Origin of the sequence: Clostridium sp. BJN0001 (assembly GCF_022869825.1) — a bacterium.
Lineage (GTDB): Bacteria > Bacillota > Clostridia > Clostridiales > Clostridiaceae > Clostridium.
In genome coordinates this window covers 1778166-1796129 of sequence record NZ_CP094971.1, presented here as the reverse complement: position 1 = coordinate 1796129, position 17964 = coordinate 1778166, and the positions used below count along the sequence as shown (strand labels likewise).

The 17964-nt window shown below is 30.2% G+C and carries 14 protein-coding genes and 1 pseudogene; 12 read left to right on the top strand and 3 right to left on the bottom strand.

What is annotated here, in order from left to right:
* The first annotated feature begins 17 nt into the window (after positions 1 to 17).
* From MTX53_RS08685 to MTX53_RS08630, 12 genes and pseudogenes are all read left to right on the top strand, one after another.
* Positions 18 to 491: a PcfB family protein gene (locus MTX53_RS08685; protein WP_244833348.1), complete on the top strand. Its 474-nt coding sequence runs from the start codon at positions 18 to 20 to the stop codon at positions 489 to 491.
* Positions 488 to 2239, top strand: coding sequence for a VirD4-like conjugal transfer protein, CD1115 family (locus MTX53_RS08680; protein ID WP_244833347.1), 1752 nt, complete (start codon positions 488 to 490; stop codon positions 2237 to 2239). Before MTX53_RS08685 ends, MTX53_RS08680 begins: the two co-directional genes overlap by 4 nt.
* Before the next feature lie 27 nt (positions 2240 to 2266).
* Positions 2267 to 2479, top strand: coding sequence for a Maff2 family protein (locus MTX53_RS08675; protein ID WP_244833346.1), 213 nt, complete (start codon positions 2267 to 2269; stop codon positions 2477 to 2479).
* A gap of 6 nt (positions 2480 to 2485) precedes the next feature.
* On the top strand, positions 2486 to 3355 hold the full coding sequence (locus MTX53_RS08670) for a VirB6/TrbL-like conjugal transfer protein, CD1112 family (protein WP_244833345.1): 870 nt from the start codon (positions 2486 to 2488) through the stop codon (positions 3353 to 3355).
* A gap of 22 nt (positions 3356 to 3377) precedes the next feature.
* Positions 3378 to 3773, top strand: a complete 396-nt coding sequence (locus tag MTX53_RS08665; RefSeq protein WP_244833344.1) for a PrgI family protein — start codon at positions 3378 to 3380, stop codon at positions 3771 to 3773.
* Positions 3730 to 6138 (top strand): VirB4-like conjugal transfer ATPase, CD1110 family, encoded by a 2409-nt coding sequence (locus MTX53_RS08660; RefSeq protein WP_244833343.1) that lies wholly within the window; start codon positions 3730 to 3732, stop codon positions 6136 to 6138. The genes MTX53_RS08665 and MTX53_RS08660 overlap by 44 nt, the downstream gene beginning before the upstream one ends.
* Positions 6139 to 6250: 112 nt before the next feature.
* The gene (locus tag MTX53_RS08655) at positions 6251 to 7843 is read left to right on the top strand and encodes a M23 family metallopeptidase (RefSeq protein WP_244833342.1); all 1593 of its coding nucleotides are present in this window, start codon (positions 6251 to 6253) and stop codon (positions 7841 to 7843) included.
* Between the two features lie 61 nt (positions 7844 to 7904).
* Positions 7905 to 8174, top strand: a complete 270-nt coding sequence (locus MTX53_RS08650; protein ID WP_244833341.1) for a DUF4315 family protein — start codon at positions 7905 to 7907, stop codon at positions 8172 to 8174.
* Positions 8131 to 9447: a CD1107 family mobile element protein gene (locus MTX53_RS08645; protein ID WP_244833340.1), complete on the top strand. Its 1317-nt coding sequence runs from the start codon at positions 8131 to 8133 to the stop codon at positions 9445 to 9447. The genes MTX53_RS08650 and MTX53_RS08645 overlap by 44 nt, the downstream gene beginning before the upstream one ends.
* 199 nt (positions 9448 to 9646) lie before the next feature.
* Positions 9647 to 12682 carry an AAA domain-containing protein gene (locus MTX53_RS08640; RefSeq protein WP_244833339.1) on the top strand — a complete coding sequence of 1012 codons (3036 nt, stop codon included), beginning with the start codon at positions 9647 to 9649 and terminating at the stop codon, positions 12680 to 12682.
* A gap of 562 nt (positions 12683 to 13244) precedes the next feature.
* A complete protein-coding gene (ltrA, locus tag MTX53_RS08635; protein WP_244833338.1) occupies positions 13245 to 14549 on the top strand; it encodes a group II intron reverse transcriptase/maturase in 1305 nt (434 codons plus the stop codon).
* 105 nt (positions 14550 to 14654) lie between these two features.
* Positions 14655 to 15023, top strand: a pseudogene (locus MTX53_RS08630) (toprim domain-containing protein); the annotation flags it as partial.
* A gap of 179 nt (positions 15024 to 15202) precedes the next feature.
* Here MTX53_RS08630 and MTX53_RS08625 read toward each other — a convergent pair.
* The 3 genes from MTX53_RS08625 to MTX53_RS08615 form a co-directional block, all read right to left on the bottom strand.
* Entirely contained in the window at positions 15203 to 16006 is an 804-nt protein-coding gene (locus MTX53_RS08625; protein WP_244833337.1) for an AAA family ATPase, read from the bottom strand.
* Positions 16006 to 17250: a DDE-type integrase/transposase/recombinase gene (locus MTX53_RS08620; RefSeq protein ID WP_244833336.1), complete on the bottom strand. Its 1245-nt coding sequence runs from the start codon at positions 17248 to 17250 to the stop codon at positions 16006 to 16008. Before MTX53_RS08620 ends, MTX53_RS08625 begins: the two co-directional genes overlap by 1 nt.
* A gap of 81 nt (positions 17251 to 17331) precedes the next feature.
* Positions 17332 to 17865 carry a DUF6431 domain-containing protein gene (locus MTX53_RS08615; RefSeq protein WP_244833335.1) on the bottom strand — a complete coding sequence of 178 codons (534 nt, stop codon included), beginning with the start codon at positions 17863 to 17865 and terminating at the stop codon, positions 17332 to 17334.
* Positions 17866 to 17964: the final 99 nt, after the last annotated feature.

Sequence of the window (17964 nt, the reverse complement as noted above, 5' to 3'; positions counted from 1 at the left end):
AAAAGGAGGTCATATTATTGCATGAAGAAGTAAACCAAAAGACAATAGCCTTGACAGTTAAGACAGCAAAACTTACAGCATCAGTTTTGAAGAATGCTTTAGAAAAATTTTTGCAGGCACAGAAAAATAAAGACAATAAGCATTATAAAGGAAAGCAGTCTGTTAAGCATTTAGTTGGACAAAATGCTGGAGTTTCTAATATTGAGATTACAGATGGTAACATTAAGTCTTTTGAGAAAATTGCTAAAAAATATAGTGTGGATTTTGCAGTCAAAAAGGATAAAACAGAAACACCACCTAAATATATTATCTTTTTTAAAAGCAGGGATGTAGATGTATTAACACAAGCTTTTAAGGAATATGTTCATAAGGAAATGAAACTAAAAGAAAAGCCTTCAATAAAGAAGCAGCTGAATGAATATAGGGAAATAATAAAAAATAACTTAATGAAAGACAAAGTCAAAAAGAAGGACAGGGGGCTTGAAAGGTGAAGAACGATAGTAAAAAGTTAGTAATTTTAAATATTCCCTATGTTCTAATATTTTATTTAGGTGACAAAATAAGCTATCTTTACAGGGGAGCATCTGGAAATAATATATTAGATAAAGTATCATGGACAATTATAAATTTAAGCAGAGCATTTAAGACCTTTTTGCCAAGCTTAAATACTTTTGATGTAATAGCAGGAATAATCGCAGCTGTTATTGTTAAGCTTTTTATATATTTTAAGGGTAAAAATGCAAAGAAATTTAGGAAGGGTGTTGAATATGGTTCGGCTAGGTGGGGAACTGTAGAGGACATTAAGCCGTATATGGATAAAGATTATAAAAATAATGTAATACTTACAGAAACAGAAAGTCTTACAATGAATAGTAGACCGTCACTGCCTAAATATGCAAGAAATAAAAATGTACTTGTTATTGGAGGTTCTGGAAGTGGTAAAACTAGATTTTATGTAAAGCCTAATTTAATGCAGATGCATTCATCTTATGTAGTTACAGATCCAAAGGGAACAGTATTAGTTGAATGTGGCATACTATTACAAAAAGGGAAGTATAAAATTAAGGTATTAAATACAATTAACTTCAAAAAGTCTATGCATTACAATCCTTTCGCCTATATTAGAGGTGAAAAAGATATTTTAAAGCTTGTAAATACCATTATTGCAAATACAAAAGGTGAAGGAAACCAGAGCACAGAGGACTTCTGGGTAAAGGCAGAAAAACTGTATTATACAGCACTTATAGCTTATATATGGTATGAAGCACCTGAGGAAGAAAAAAATTTTATTATGCTTCTAGAACTTATTAACGCATCAGAAGCGAGAGAAGACGATGAAGATTTTAAAAATCCAGTAGATATGCTATTCGATAGGCTTGAAGAAAAAGAACCAGAACATTTTGCAATAAAGCAGTATAAAAAGTACAAGCTTGCAGCAGGAAAAACTGCCAAAAGCATTTTAATTTCATGTGGGGCAAGGCTTGCACCATTTGATATTAAGGAATTAAGAGAATTAATGGAATATGATGAACTAGAACTTGATATGCTAGGAGATAGAAAGACAGCAATGTTTGTTATTATTTCAGATACAGATGACACCTTCAATTTTATTGTAGCAATGATGTACACACAGATGTTTAATCTTCTGTGTGATAAGGCAGATGATGTTTATGGTGGAAGACTTCCAGTTCATGTGAGGTGTCTTATTGATGAATTCGCAAACATTGGAAAGATACCTAAATTTGAAAAGTTAATAGCTACTATAAGAAGTCGTGAAATATCGGCTTCTATTATTTTGCAGTCACAATCACAGCTTAAGGCAATTTATAAGGATGATGCAGATACTATTGTAGGAAACTGTGATACTACATTATTTTTAGGAGGAAAAGAAAAAACAACATTAAAAGAAATATCAGAAATTTTAGGAAAGGAGACCATAGATTTATATAATACTTCTGAAAATAGAGGAAGAGAAAAGACTTATGGACTGAGTTATCAGAAACTTGGAAAGGAGCTGATGAGCCAAGATGAAATAGCAGTAATGGATGGAGGAAAATGCATACTTCAGCTTAGAGGTGTGAGACCATTTTTCTCAAGTAAATTTGATATTACAAAACATAGAAGGTATAAATACTTAGCAGATTATGATAAGAAAAATGCCTTTAATATTGAAAAATATCTAAGTAGAAATTTAAAAGTAAGACAGGATGATACAGTTGACGTATACAATATTGATTAAAATTAATGAAAGAAAGAGGTTAATTAAATGGAATTTTTTAATTCAGCAATAGATGTATTAAAGACATTGGTAATAGCGATTGGAGCTGGACTTTCAGTGTGGGGAGTAATAAATCTTTTAGAGGGTTATGGTAATGATAATCCAGGAGCAAAATCACAAGGAATTAAACAGCTTATGGCAGGCGGCGGCGTAGTGCTTATAGGTACAACATTAATACCATTATTGTCAGGGCTATTCTAATAGTAAATGGACATAATAGTTAATAAATTATTAGATGCGATTAAGGAAATTTTAATAAGTTATATTCAAAGTACACTTTCTAATATGTTTGATGAAGTTAATAGCAAGGTAGGAACAATAGCGAATCAAGTAGGACAAACTCCACAGGGATGGAATAGTGATATATTTACTATGATAAAATCCCTTAGTGAAAATGTAATAGTCCCGATTGCAGGGATGATTATTACCTTTGTTCTTTGTTATGAATTGATTTCAATGATAATGGAAAGAAATAATATGCATGATGTTGATACATTTATGTTTTTTAAATACTTTTTCAAAATGTGGGTGGCAGTATATCTTGTCACCCATACCTTTGATATAACTATGGCAGTTTTTGATGTGGGTCAGCATGTAGTAAATAATAGTGCTGCTTTTATTACTGGAAATGCTAAAATAGATGTTTCAGAAACAATAAAAGGGATGACTGACAAACTGTCTGATATGGAAATAGGAGAATTAGCTCTATTATCTGTAGAAACAACCTTAGTTAGTGTCAGTATGAAAATTCTTTCAGTAATAATAACCGTCATATTATATGGAAGAATGGTAGAAATATATCTTTATACATCAGTTTCACCAATTCCTTTTGCAACAATGACAAACAGGGAATGGGGAACTATTGGGAATAACTATTTGAAAGGACTTCTTGCTCTAGGTTTCCAGGGATTTTTTATGATGGTGTGTGTAGCAATTTATGTAGTGTTAGTTAAATCAATGAGTATATCAGATAATATACATTCAGCTATGTTTTCAATTGCAGCATATACTGTTATCCTATGTTTTAGTCTTTTTAAAACAGGAACATTGTCAAAAACTATATTTAATGCACATTAATCGATAGGAGGAATTTAGACATATGGCGTATGTACCAGTACCAAAGGATTTAACTAAGGTAAAAACAAAGGTGGCACTTAATTTAACTAAAAGACAGATCATATGTTTTGGATCTGCGGCAGCAGTTGGAGTACCATTTTATATATTTACAAAACCTTACATAGGTACAGAAATTTCTGCAATATGTATGGTGTTTATAATGCTTCCATTTTTCTTTTTTGCAATGTATGAAAAAGATGGAATGCATTTTGAAAAAATAGCCTTGAATTACATTAAGGTGACATTTATATATCCAAAGATTAGATATTATAAAACAGAAAATATGTATGACTATATAGAAAATCAAATTAAAATTGATAAGGAGGTTTTAAGAGGTGAAAGAAAAACCAAGAAAAAAATCAGATTTAATAAGAGATAAGAGTTTATCTCAAAGGAAAAAGAAAGAAGCGGTGAAATCAAAGGGAAAAAAGGAAGGGAAGGCTTCTAAATCTGTACAGCAAAGTATTCCGTATATTCAGATGTATAAAGATGGATTATGTAGGGTTAAAGAAAATTATTATTCAAAGACAATCCAGTTTTATGATATAAATTATCAGCTTGCACAAAATGAAGATAAAACAGCAATATTTGAAAATTACTGTGAATTTCTAAATTACTTTGACAGCTCAATATCAGTACAGCTTTCTTTTATAAATCAGACTGTAAATATAAATGAATTTGAAAAGAGCATTGAGATACCAGAGCAGAAAGATGAATTTAATAATATAAGGACAGAATATGCAAAAATGCTTAAAGGGCAACTTTCAAAAGGTAATAATGGGTTAGTTAAAACAAAATATATAACTTTTGGAATAGAGGCAGATAATTTTAAGACAGCAAAACAGAGACTTGAAAGGATAGAAATAGATATATTAAATAATTTTAAAGTTTTAGGGGCAACAGCTCATGGTCTAAATGGAAAAGAAAGACTAAAAATAATGCATGATACCTTTAATTCAGATACAAAGGAACCTTTCATATTCAGCTATGATATGATACCTAAAACAGGGCTTACAACTAAAGATTTTATTTCACCAACTTCATTTGATTTTAGAGATAGCAGAACATTTGGAATGGGAAAAACAGTTGGAAAGGTATCATTTTTACAGATACTTGCACCAGAGCTTACAGATAGAATGCTTGCAGATTTTCTTGATATGGATAATGATGTTACAGTAAATATTCATATAAGATCAATTGACCAGAAGGAGGCAATAAAGCAGATAAAGAGAAAAATAACAGACCTTGATAAGATGAAAATAGAAGAACAGAAAAAGGCTGTAAGAAGCGGTTATGATATGGATATTATTCCATCAGATTTAGCAACATATGGAGTGGAAGCAAAACATCTCTTAGAGGAATTGCAGTCAAGAAATGAGAGAATGTTTTTAGTAACAGTTTTAATAATGAATACATCAGATAAAAAACAGAAGCTTGAGAATATAGTATTTCAGGCACAGGGAATAGCACAAAAATATAATTGTAGTTTAAGGTGTCTTGATTATATGCAGGAAGCAGGACTTATGTCATCAATCCCACTTGGATTAAATAATATAGAAATTAAAAGAGGCTTAACTACATCTTCCACAGCAATATTTGTGCCATTTACAACACAGGAGCTTTTTATGGATGGAGAAGCCCTTTATTATGGATTAAATGCATTATCATCAAATATGATTATGGTAGACAGAAAGAAATTAAAAAATCCAAATGGATTAATACTAGGTACTCCAGGGGCAGGTAAATCCTTTAGTGCAAAGCGAGAAATGACTAATGCATTTTTAATTACGACAGATGATATTATTGTATGTGATCCAGAAGGCGAATATTATCCACTTGTAAACATGCTAAAGGGACAAGTTATAAAGGTTTCGCCTACAAGTACACAGTATATAAACCCAATGGACATTAATTTAAATTATTCAGAAGATGAAAGTCCATTATCATTAAAAAGTGACTTTATTTTATCACTTTGCGAACTTATAGTTGGTGGTAAGAACGGATTAGAACCAATTGAAAAAACAATTATTGACCGTTGTGTAAGAAAAGTTTATCAGGCATATTTACAAGATCCTGTGTCAGAGAAAATGCCTGTACTTGAAGATCTATATAACCTTTTAAAAGAACAAAAGGAATCAGAAGCTTTAAGAATTGCTACATCAATAGAAATTTATGTTAAGGGTTCGCTAAATGTATTTAACCATAGAACAAATGTTGATATACAAAATAGGCTTGTATGTTTTGATATTAAAGAACTTGGGAAACAGCTTAAAAAATTGGGGATGTTAATTGTTCAGGATCAGGTATGGAACAGAGTTACAATAAACAGGGCAGAAAAGAAATCTACAAGATATTATATGGATGAATTCCATCTATTACTTAAGGAAGAGCAGACGGCAGCTTACTCAGTAGAAATATGGAAAAGATTTAGAAAGTGGGGTGGAATTCCAACTGGTATAACTCAGAATGTTAAAGATCTTTTGTCAAGTAGAGAAATAGAGAATATATTTGAAAATAGTGATTTCATTTATATGCTTAATCAGGCATCAGGAGATAGACAGATATTAGCAAAGCAGCTTAATATTTCACCACATCAACTTTCTTATGTAACACATGCAAATGAAGGAGAAGGCCTTTTATTTTATGGAAATGTAATTATTCCTTTTGTTGATAAATTTCCTAAAGATACTATACTTTATAAAATTATGACTACTAAACCTGATGAGGTTAAGGAAATAGAATGACTTAATGCCAACTTGGCGTAAAGTTAGTTTAAATAAAATAGTATAAAAAGTAAGAGTAACTAATCAGATTTAGCGGCTCTTTTATTTTGGCTAAAAATAAGGTGGTGAAGTATTGAACGAGGAGGAAGTGAAGGTTAAATCTAGGCTTGATAAAAAAATAGAAAAATATGAAAGAAAGGCAGATAAGCTCAATGAAAAGTTAGAAAATGCAAAGGATAAGATTCCTAAAAAGAAAAAGCTAAAAGTAAAAAGAATTTTTGAAGAAGAAAATAAAAAGGTTAAACACAAGCTCTATTTTGAAGAAGAAGTCAAAAAAAGAAAAAGTGATGGAGTAATTAAAAATGGTGTCAAAAGAATACAGAGACAAACGATTGCTTATACACATGGTAAGGTTAATGAATTAGAAAAAGAAAATTCAGGAGTTGAAGCAGCACATAAAAGTGAGAGGTTAGGTGAGTCAGCATTAAGATTTGCAGGAAAAAGAATAGGAAAATTAAGAGATATTCCATATAAAAGAATCTCCAAGCTTCAAAAGAAAACAGATAGAGCTCAGGTTAAGCTTCAGTATCAAAAATTCTTAAAGGAAAATCCAGAATATAAAAGTTCCAATCCATTAAATAAAATGATGCAGAAAAGAAGAATAAAAAAGCAGTATGCAAAAAACTATAAGAAATCTAAGCAAGGAATTAGAACAATAGCAGGTGCAAGCAAAAATATTCTTAAATCGACAGCTAAGGTTATTGCTAGAAATCCAAAGGTAATAGGAGTAATTATTGCAGTGTTATTGATTTTAATAGTTGTTATGACTACTTTTTCTTCATGCTCAATAATGCTTACTAATACTATGGAAACAGTATCGGTTTCATGTTATCAATCAGAAATTGAAGATATAGATAAGGCAGAGCTTTATTACAATGAGCAGGAATTTGAAATTGGCAAGCGGATAGATGAAATTCAAGAAGATAATCCAGGATATGATGAGTATCGATATTCAATTCCAGAAATTAAACATAATCCATTTACCCTTATAAATTACTTGTCAGCTAAATATAAAAAATTCAAATATGAGGATATTTTAGAAAAATTACAAAGTTTGTTCAATGAACAGTACACATTAAAAACAGAGGAAACAATAGAAAAGAGGACAAGAACTAAAACAGTAGTAGATCCTTCTACAGGTGAATCAAGGGAAGTTCCAGAAACTTATGAGTATAAGATTTTTAATATAACACTAACTGTTAAGCCATTGGAACAGATAGTTCTTGAAAGAATGACAGATGAGGATACTGTGTCTCTTTATGCTGTTTATGGGCAGAGTTTTGGAGGACTTCAAAGTTTTTCACCACCTGTAGACTATAAATGGTATAACAGTATATCTAGCTATTATGGATATAGAAAAAATCCATCTGGAATTAAGGAATTTAATAAAGGAATAGATATTTTGTCAGCAGAAGGAACTTCTGTTAAGTCAATGCATACAGGAAAAGTAATAGAGGTATCTAACAGCAATGACTTTGGAAACTATGTAGTTATTGAAGGTAGTAATGGATATACAAGCAAATATGCAAAATTAAAAACAGTTAATGTTTCAAAAGGGCAGGAAGTGAAGGAGGGAGATATTATAGGAACTTCAACAGAAGTAATTCATATAGAAATTCTTGAAAATAATAATTATTTGAATCCTATATTTTTTATATATCAATAAAAATACTTTGAAGGTAGAATCATTTTCATAGCTTTTGAAAGTTGAAATGGAGGGAGATACTTTGAATTTAGAAAAAATACTTAATGAAATAGGAAAAACAAAGGAAAGGATAGCTTCTTATGAAGAAAGGCTTAAAGAGCTTGAAAAAAAGAAATTTGAAGCAGAAAATTTAGAACTTATAAGCATAGTGAGAAAAAATAAGATTTCAAGAAAAGATCTAGATGATTTTATAAAGCAAAAAATAACAATTAAGGAAATAGAAAATAAAGAGAGTGAGGAAATATTAAATGGTAAAGAGGAAAGAGAAAAAAATAAATATCAGGGTATTTAAATTAATAATATTATCATTTCTGATAGTTGCAGCAGTAGTTATTCCAGAAAAAAATATGATTGCATTAGCAGATACAGTAGAAGATGGTTCATCAAATATAAAAATTGATATTGAAAAACCGGAAGGATGGAAAAGTGGTGATACAGATATTTTGATAAAGCTTGAAGATGTATCAGATAATATAAAGATAGATAAAGTTGAAGCTAAAACATCACAGAATGCTAAGTTTTCAGACATAACAGATGATATGAAAATAACAGTTTCGGAAAATTGCACAGTATATGTTCAGGTAACAGATACAGATGGAAAAGTTTATTCTAAAAGTAGGTATATAGATTGTTTTGATAGAGAAAAGCCTACATTAAATGCTTCGCTTACAGCAGGACTTTTATCAGTAATTGCATATGATACCCAGTCAGGAATTAAGGCAGTGTATGTTAATGGATATGAGTTTACTGAACTTACTAATAATTCACTAAATATAAGGCTTCAACAGTACGATACTAAGTATGAAAAAATATCAATACAGGCTTTAGATAATGCCGGAAATATGTCATTAGTTTATAGTATGACAAATCCATATTATCAAGATCCTGCAAAGGAAGAAACTAAAAACAATGTATCAGTTTCATCATCAGGAGGAAGTACTTCAAGCACATCAAAAACAAGTTCAACGGTAACCGGAAGTTCAAGTCTTCCTTTATCAGCGATTGCAACGGATCCAACTGGAGCTAGAGGCACAACTTCTGAAATACAAACAGAAGATGGACAAAATTCAACTGGTAAAGAATTTTTTACTATTACAACTAAGGGAAATAAAACCTTTTATATGATAGTTGATAAAGGCAAAACTGATAATAATGTTTATCTCTTGACAGAAGTAAGTGGAAATGATTTGTTAAATTTTGTTGATGACAATGGAAATACAACACTTCCACAGACAGCAACTGGAACAGTGTATGCAGTACCAGAAGAAACTTCAGATGGAGAAAAAGACAAAGGTAATGCTGATTCTAATGCAGAAGAAGAAAGTAAAAAAGATAATGAAAAGAAAAGTAGCAGTATTACCATAATAATTGTAATTTTAATAGTTGCAGGAATTGGAACAGGATATTACTTCTTAAAAATAAGGAAGAAAGATAATTATTATGATGATTTTGAGGATGAAGAATATGAGGATGAAGGGATTTATGAAAATGATGAGGCAGATGAAAATGAAGATAATGAAGGGGTGGGTGATATTAAGAAAATAGGTAATGACAAGAAAAAATAAAGATATATATTATATTTGAGAAATACATGTGATAGATGAACCAGCATTATGAGTTAGTGTATGGAAAAAAATAATTAATTGGGCTATACTTGGAATATAGAAAAGATTGATGATTTCTAATTATGAACAGGGAAATAGGGAATAAGTTAATTAAACTATTTAATATTTTAATTATTAAACTAACTTAAATGGAGGGTTTATGAATCAAACAAGTAAATTTACGGAGTATTTTCGCAATGTTCTAGTTGCTGAGCATAAAGATATAATTGATTTAAAAAATGAAGAAAATGCATTTGAAATTGTTTTTAAAGAAAATATTTTTATGGGAGAAGTTCCTGAAGCTGTGTATAAATTCTTAATTGAATCAGTTATTCATAAAAATAAGTATGATTTGAAATTTATAGACATTATTATTATTGCTAGGACAGTAAAAAATCACATAACCGAAGGACAAAGTGATGAAAATAATATAGAAGATCTTTTTGGTGTATTTTATATTCCGGCAAGATTATCTTATGATGGGAGATTGGAAATACCTGTTGATAATAAATTGCCATGGTTTCCAAGGGAAGTTTTAGAACCTATGGTAGAACCATTAGTTTCTCTTGGAGATACTAAGAAAGTTGACTATTTTATTGAGAATACAGTTGATAGATATAAGAAAATAAAAAAATGGGATGACTATATTAAATATTGTGCAGAATTATATCAAGAAGTAACAGGTATTCAAATTTCGGAAGATAACCCGGGAAAATTTGAAGTTAATTTTCAAAAAAATATGTATATTGTCTTGGATAATACTATTCAGGCCTCATTCCACATAGAAAAATTATATCAAGATATTAAAAAAAATAAGTGTAGAAAATATCTATATGAGCAGTTTTTAAAGAATGATGTTGAAAAGTCAAAAACATTGATATCTAATAATTCTATAGAAAAGATGATTGAACATTGTGGACAAATGGGAGGGGAGTATCCGTTAGCAGAGTCCCAGCGAGAGGCAGTTAATCATTTCAATGAACTTAATGAGGGTGGGATATTAGCTATTAGTGGTCCACCAGGGACTGGGAAAACTACTTTGTTACAATCTATAGTTGCAAATCTATATGTTAGAAATGCACTCAATAGGGAGAAGGCACCCATTATAGTTGCATCGTCAACAAATAATCAAGCAGTTACTAATATTATTGATTCATTTAGCAAAATTGATTCTATAGGAATAGCAAATTTAGAAAAAAGATGGATTAATGAAGTGACTAGTTTTGCATTATATTTTCCTTCAAAGAACAAAGAAAAAGAGGCAAAAGAAAAAGGATACCAGTATACTAGTAACAAATGGGATAATTATGCTTTGAGTATAGATGAGGAACAGTTTATGCAAGATTCAATAATAAAAATGATAGATAATTGTAATGAATTTTTCAAGTCAAATTGTTTGTCAATTGAAGAATGTAGGGACATGTTACATACGAGATTAACTTGTATTGATAAAATACGTTGTAACATAATTCATAGATTGTCAGAGATATATACAATTACAGGAAATATTGATATAGGAAAATTCTTAGGGATTTTAAAAAAGAATAGTAAAGAGAAAAAGGAGGAAATTATAAAAATATCAGAAAAATTAGATTGTATAGAAAAAAAGATTGATAGTTATAGGAGACGTACAGATGAATGGAAACAAATATATCAAAATATAAACTGGTTTATTAGATTATTAAAAGTTATTCCAAAATTCAACAAAAAAATTCTAACAGTATTTGAAATAAATAAAAACTCATATGAAGTAGATTTTTTAAAAGAAAATATGAATATTGATGAAATCCAAGTAAGATATTCTGAGATAGTAAAGTCTTTTAATAAAGAAGCATATGAACTTAGAGTCATGATAAACGAAAGAGAAAAAGAGTATGAGAAGATAATAATAGATATTAATACTATTCAAAGGCTACGTGGAAAAATTAAAAAATTATTTGAAGAGTTAGAAAATTATAGTTTTAATATTGGATATTCAGAGAAATATAAAACTAAGGTGGATAATTTATTAGAACACTGTAAGTTAGATTCAATAAATAATTTTTTTGACGTGAATGTTAGATATTTGGAATTCTGGTTAGCAGTACATTACTATGAGTGTAGGTTTTTGCTAGGAGAAGATAAAATTACTGAAGAGCAGCGTAAACGTAATATTGTTAATATATATGAACAGGAATATTCTAGGTTGGCAATGTTGACCCCTTGTATGGTAATGACATTTTATAAGTTGCCTCAAAATTTTATTGTATATAATACTAATGAGAAAGTTAGTACTTATCTTTACAATTTTATTGATTTATTGATAGTTGACGAAGCTGGGCAAGTGTCTCCGGAAGTTGCAGCAGCATCTTTTGCACTTGCAAAAAAAGCAGTGGTTGTGGGAGATGAATACCAAATTCCGCCTGTTTGGGGAATTGGAGGAGCGTTAGATAGAAGTATTGCACTAGAAAGTGGTGCAATACTGGATATTCAAGAATTTGAAAAATTGAAGACCACAGGTTTAAATTGTTCTGAATCGAGTGTAATGAAAGTTGCTAAAAATTCTTGCGTGTATGATAAATTTGAAAAAGGCTTATTTTTAAGCGAGCATAGAAGATGTTATGATGAAATAATCGAGTATTGCAATAAATTAGTTTATAAAGGACACCTTAAAGCATGTAGAGGATATGGGAAAAATGATTCTCAATATCCAATCAAAGAATATCCTCATATGGGACATTATTATATTGAAGTTGATAAATCTTCAAAAAAAGGGTGTAGTAGAATAAATGAGGTGGAAGCAACAGAAATTGCTAAGTGGCTTGCTATACATTATCCTAATTTAAGAGAAAAATATAATGCAAATAATAATATGCTATCGCATGATCAGATTATCGCAATTATTACGCCTTTCAAAGCACAAGTATCCGTAATTAGAAAAAAATTAAAAGATTATATTCCAGATTATGAGAAATATATTTCAGTCGGAACAGTTCATACGTTTCAGGGTGCTGAAAGAAAAATTATTATTTTATCTACAGTTTATGGAAAAGATGATGGTTGCTATTTTATAAATGTATCACCACAACTTATGAATGTAGCAGTTTCTCGTGCAAAAGATGCTTTTTGGATATTTGGATCATACGAATGTCTTGGAAGTAATCAAAATAGTGTAGGTGGGTTGTTAAAAAAATATGTTAATGAACAAATAATATAACATAAAGTAAATATCCGATAAAAGAACAATCATAGAAATTTCTGTGGTTGTTTTTTTATGTGTGCCAGGCATGGCACTAATCTAGCTGGTGAAAGTCCAGTCACGGGTATTTACCGCCAAGCGTAGCGAACCACAAGTTGGTATCAGTAATGGTATGGATGAAGGAAGTGGTGTAGCAAAATTCTTGAGCCTACGAACAGAAACTTGATAAGGCAATTAGGTGGGTGAGGTTGCATAACAAACTTAAGCCCAAAAGGTAAACGTAAACCAAAGTTGTAAATCAAGAGGTTGTGGAATGAAAGATTAGTGTCTTACCCTGGGAGACCCTACCCACATATCAAGGATATGGTCGAAAAAGGTTTAGGGAGGGAGTCAGATGAAGTTATAGTAGGTGTAAGAGCTGAAGGACTGAAGCGATTTATAGTACGAATCGCTATTTATAAAATAGTACATGAGCCAGAAATCAGATGGATAAGAAAAGTAGGAACGTAACCGAGGAATATTATCTATATCGAGAGGGGTAATATGTATAAATATTATAGTAGAAAGAGGAGTAACAACAATGGAATTATTTGATGTGATATTGTCAAAAGAAAATCTAAACCGAGCCTATAAAAAGGTAATTGCTAATAAAGGTGCAAGTGGAATAGATAAAGTCACAGTAGAAGAACTAGGAAAATATATTAGGGAAAATAAAGAAGAAATAATTAAATCACTTAGAAATAGAACATACTTCCCTAAACCAGTAAGAAGAGTTTATATACCTAAAAGTAATGGTAAAAAGAGACCACTAGGAATTCCTACTGCATTAGACAGAACAATTCAACAAGCAATAGCACAACCTATATCAGATATTTATGAAAAAGTGTTTAGTGAATATAGCTATGGTTTTCGTCCTAATAGAAGTTGCCATGATGCAATTATGCAAGCATTAAAATACTTAAATAGTGGATACGAATGGGTAATAGATATTGATATTGAACAATTCTTTGATAAGGTAAATCATGACAAGTTAATTCAAATTCTTAGAGAGCAAGTAAATGACAGTAGTACTTTAAACCTTATACGTAAATATTTACGAGCAGGGGTAATGGAGAAAGGAATTATAAAAGCAACTAAAACCGGGGTGCCTCAAGGAGGACCCATTTCGGTTATACTTTCAAATGTATATCTTGATAAATTAGATAAGGAATTAGAAGAGCGAGGATTGCGTTTTGTAAGATACGCAGACGATGTTTTAATATTTACTAAAAGTGAAATGGCAGCAAATAGAGTTATAAATTCTATATCTAGTTGGATTGAGAGAAAATTATTCTTAAAAGTAAATGCAACAAAATCAAAAGTAGTCAGACCAATGAGAAGTAAATATCTAGGGTTCACATTCTTAAAGCATGATGGACAATGGAAAGTAAAGCCTACAAAAGAGAAGAAAGCAAAATTGTACCAAGAAATACGTGAATATCTCAAAAGAGGCAAGGCAATTGCAAGACCTCTTGCAGTAACTATTAAAAGAGTAAATCAAATAGTTATGGGGTGGATAAATTATTTCCGTATAGGAATGATGAGACAATTCATGAACGAGTTTGGACAATGGCTAAGGCATAAAATAAGAGTAATTATCATAAAACAATGGAAAAATCCAAAAACAATTTTCAGAAATTTATTATATGTAAATCGAAAATATAGAAATGGATTTGACAATGAAAGTATATATAAAGTTGCAAATTCAAGACTAGGTTGGTACAAGAAATGTAGTATGAATGTAGTAAATTTCATTTTAAACCCAACGCTACTGGAAACAAAAATAAAGGACAGAGCTGGATTGCTCAATCCTTTAAACTACTATCTAAGAAATGTTGGAATATAAGTTGTAGAGCCGTATACGAGACCCGTATGTACGGTTCAATGAGAGGGAAATAATATATAACTATTATTTCTCTACTCTATTGCATTAAAATAGGAGGAATTGAAAATGAAATTAATAATAGCAGAAAAACCTAGTGTGGCAAAGCAGATAGCAGATGTAATTGGAGCCTATTCAAGGAAAGAAGGCTTTATTGAAGGAAATAATTATATAATATCATGGTGTATAGGACATTTAGTAGAACTTGCAAGTGCAGATAAATATGATGAAAAGTATTTGAAATGGAAATATGAAGATTTACCTATCATACCAGAAAAATGGCATCATATCGTAAGTCAGGGAACTAAAGAGCAGTTTAACATATTAAAAAAACTTTTAAATGATAAAAGGGTGGATGAAGTAATCTGTGCGACAGATGCAGGAAGGGAAGGAGAGCTTATATTTAGGCTTGTATATGAAAAAGCAAGATGTAATAAGATATTGAACGTCAAATTATTTGATGCTAATATCATAACTTTATTTGATGCTAAAAATGAATATATTCTTCAAAATCTTCAATGAAAATGAGGCTACTTCGTTACGGTTTATGATGATAAATATTCTGAATATTACAAAAAAATCCACAAATACCTTATTGATATTTGCAGATTTTACTTTTATCCAAGTTCAGTTTCATTAACAGCAAGCATTATTATGTCACTATCAATTGTATTCATATTTTTTGTATTGCCTATCATAAGGCTAGAATCACAGATTTTATTAACAATTCTAGGAACTCCGTTCGAAGCGTTAGCAATTGCTTCAAGAGCGGTATCATCAAAAATATCAGTATTACATTTAGCACCAGTAAGCTTTGCTAATATATAGTCTTTAGTTTCTGATTTTGTGAGATTATCTAAATTATAATTCATTGTTATACGTTGTCTTAAAGGCTCATTAGCAACTAGCCTCATGGTATTATTTAACTGAGGAAGCCCCACAAGAAGTACTATTGCACGATCTCTTGAATCCATGTCAAAATTAAAAAGCATTTTTAAATCATTAAGTATTCCATTACTTACATAATTAGCTTCATCAATAATTATTACAGGAGTTATACGTTTTTCAACTGAATATCTAGTTATTTCATTTTGGATAATTTTGAAATTATCAATTTTTCTGCACATTGGCTCTAGTCCAAGCTGGGCAGCCATATTTTTATAAAATTCTGCAACAGTAAGTGTAGAAAGGGAACTATAAATAACTTTATAAAGTGATGAATTAAGGCTATTAGACCAGTTTCTTATTATTGTAGTTTTACCTCGCCCTGGACCTCCGGTCAGGATTCCGAAACCTTTATTATTAAGTAAATAATTAAGTCTACAAATAACTTCTTTATAGTCAGAAGTTTCTACTACTATTTCCTTAGAATTTTTTATAAACGGATTAAAATCCATTCCATATCTACTTATATAATCCATTATTCTTGACCTCCAGTAAGTTTTATTTTTTCCCTTTTTATAACAGAATTATCATGCTTATTTAAAAGCTTTATTTCTGTAAGTTCAGAAGTGTTTTTATCAACTACATAAATTTTGCTTAAATCAGGTGAATATCTTAGGGTTATTCTTTGTTTTGAGTATCTATAATCAACTTCATATTCTGTTTCATCTATCATAACTACGTTATCGGCTGATACTCTTCTTTCATATTCAAGTAAAAAGGAAGTTTCAATTTGTTCATCTGTAAGCCTTTTAATCATGTGAGATTCCTTGAAAAACCTGTCCTGTGGAGATAGTCCATCTAGAGAAGAATGTATATGCTGATTATAGCTATTAACATATGAAATAAGGCTTATCCTAAGTTCATCTAAATTATTAAAATCATTCATATTAAGCTGGGACATCCATTGATCTTTTAATGTACGAAACCACCTTTCAATTTTAGCTTTTGATTGTGGGGTATAGGGTGCACAATAACTAATAGTTGTACCTATTCTAGCTGCTAAAAGTTCCATTTGCTTGTTCTTATATGAAGCACCATTATCAAAGTTTAAGATTTTAGGTTTCCCGAATCGTGTAACAGCAGATTTTAAAACAGACATAAGATTTACAAAATTATCATTAAAAAATACATCTATTCCTGTTATGTATCTTGAAGCATCATCAATAAGTGCTATTATGTAAACGCGTTTCTTTTTACCATCTACCTTCAAATAAGGTCCAACGCTGCTGTCACCACACCATACTTCATTTATATGAGCACGCTCATATCTTTTCATATCTTTATTTTTAGAATATTTATTCTCAAGCTTAAGAACATTAACATACCTATTAATTGTTGAAAGTGAAATATCTCCTTTAACAATAGTTCCATTGTTAATAAGCTTTTGATAGATAAGTGTTGCTGGGATTCTTGGATATTCTTGTTTTAAATATTTAATCTGTTCTGTAATATCAGAATCTAATTTACGTGTTCTTCCAGTGTCGCATCGTTTTACAGGTATGAGTGCCTCAAAGCCCTTATTCTTGTAATTGTAATACCAACGTTCAAGAGTAGCAGCAGCTACCTTAGTATCTTCACCATCTGGAGTCTGATATACTTTGCCTGCGGCATCTCGGAAAAATTGTTTAACACTTTTATTTTCATCATAAGTACCACTTATCAGAGGAGCCAAGATTCCGTACCTGAAAAGTGGTATTTCTTTTCTAGTTTTTTCGTCCATATTTTGAAAAAGCCTCCTTTGTTTTATTACAATATAAGCTTATATCTACATAAATTAACAGTAAAACTAAGTTATGTGGTTTTACGAAAATAAAATATTATTGATGCATTTAATTTGCATAAATTGTCTTTTAAAGTTTTTTAAACATTGCTTTGAAATACTTAAATCTAATGAAATTTTAAATGAAGTAATACGTTCCTTCCAATGCTCTAGATATTGTTTTATTATATAAAAAATATTGCTTTCATCGATAAATTCATTAGCTATCATAATGGGTTCAAAAGAAGCTTTGGAATTATAAGCATTAATAATTGAAATATGATCACATAAAAGAATTTGAGAATAAGGTACAATACACTCTGGAAATATAGCATGAGTTTTATTGCAACATGTACACTTTGCTCTAAGAATTGTTATAGATATCTTGCCATCACTGTTTTTAACAGTTCTCTTGTAATAACCATGCTTTACAAGCTGCCCGGACCTTCCGCAGGAACAAGTAAGTTTGTGAAAATCTATGTCTTTAATAAATTTATCATAGGATTTTTGCGTTAATGACTTGATTTTTGAATCTAAATTAGATATGATTTTTGTATCATAAATATTAGTTATCATAGAATTTATGGTTAGCAGAGCAACAAAACTTTGGTCGGTGGTGTTGCTCTGCTTTTTTCCTTTCTAAGAATAATATAAAATAATAATATACTAAAAAAG

Excerpts from the sequence above, each read along its gene's own strand:
- MTX53_RS08675 (WP_244833346.1), top strand. The coding sequence starts at position 2,267 with ATGGAATTTTTTAATTCAGCAATAGATGTATTAAAGACATTGGTAATA.
- MTX53_RS08620 (WP_244833336.1), bottom strand. The coding sequence starts at position 17,250 with ATGGACGAAAAAACTAGAAAAGAAATACCACTTTTCAGGTACGGAATC.
- MTX53_RS08640 (WP_244833339.1), top strand. The coding sequence starts at position 9,647 with ATGAATCAAACAAGTAAATTTACGGAGTATTTTCGCAATGTTCTAGTT.
- MTX53_RS08625 (WP_244833337.1), bottom strand. The coding sequence starts at position 16,006 with ATGGATTATATAAGTAGATATGGAATGGATTTTAATCCGTTTATAAAA.
- MTX53_RS08615 (WP_244833335.1), bottom strand. The coding sequence starts at position 17,865 with ATGATAACTAATATTTATGATACAAAAATCATATCTAATTTAGATTCA.
- MTX53_RS08645 (WP_244833340.1), top strand. The coding sequence starts at position 8,131 with ATGGTAAAGAGGAAAGAGAAAAAAATAAATATCAGGGTATTTAAATTA.
- MTX53_RS08665 (WP_244833344.1), top strand. The coding sequence starts at position 3,378 with ATGGCGTATGTACCAGTACCAAAGGATTTAACTAAGGTAAAAACAAAG.
- ltrA (WP_244833338.1), top strand. The coding sequence starts at position 13,245 with ATGGAATTATTTGATGTGATATTGTCAAAAGAAAATCTAAACCGAGCC.
- MTX53_RS08670 (WP_244833345.1), top strand. The coding sequence starts at position 2,486 with ATGGACATAATAGTTAATAAATTATTAGATGCGATTAAGGAAATTTTA.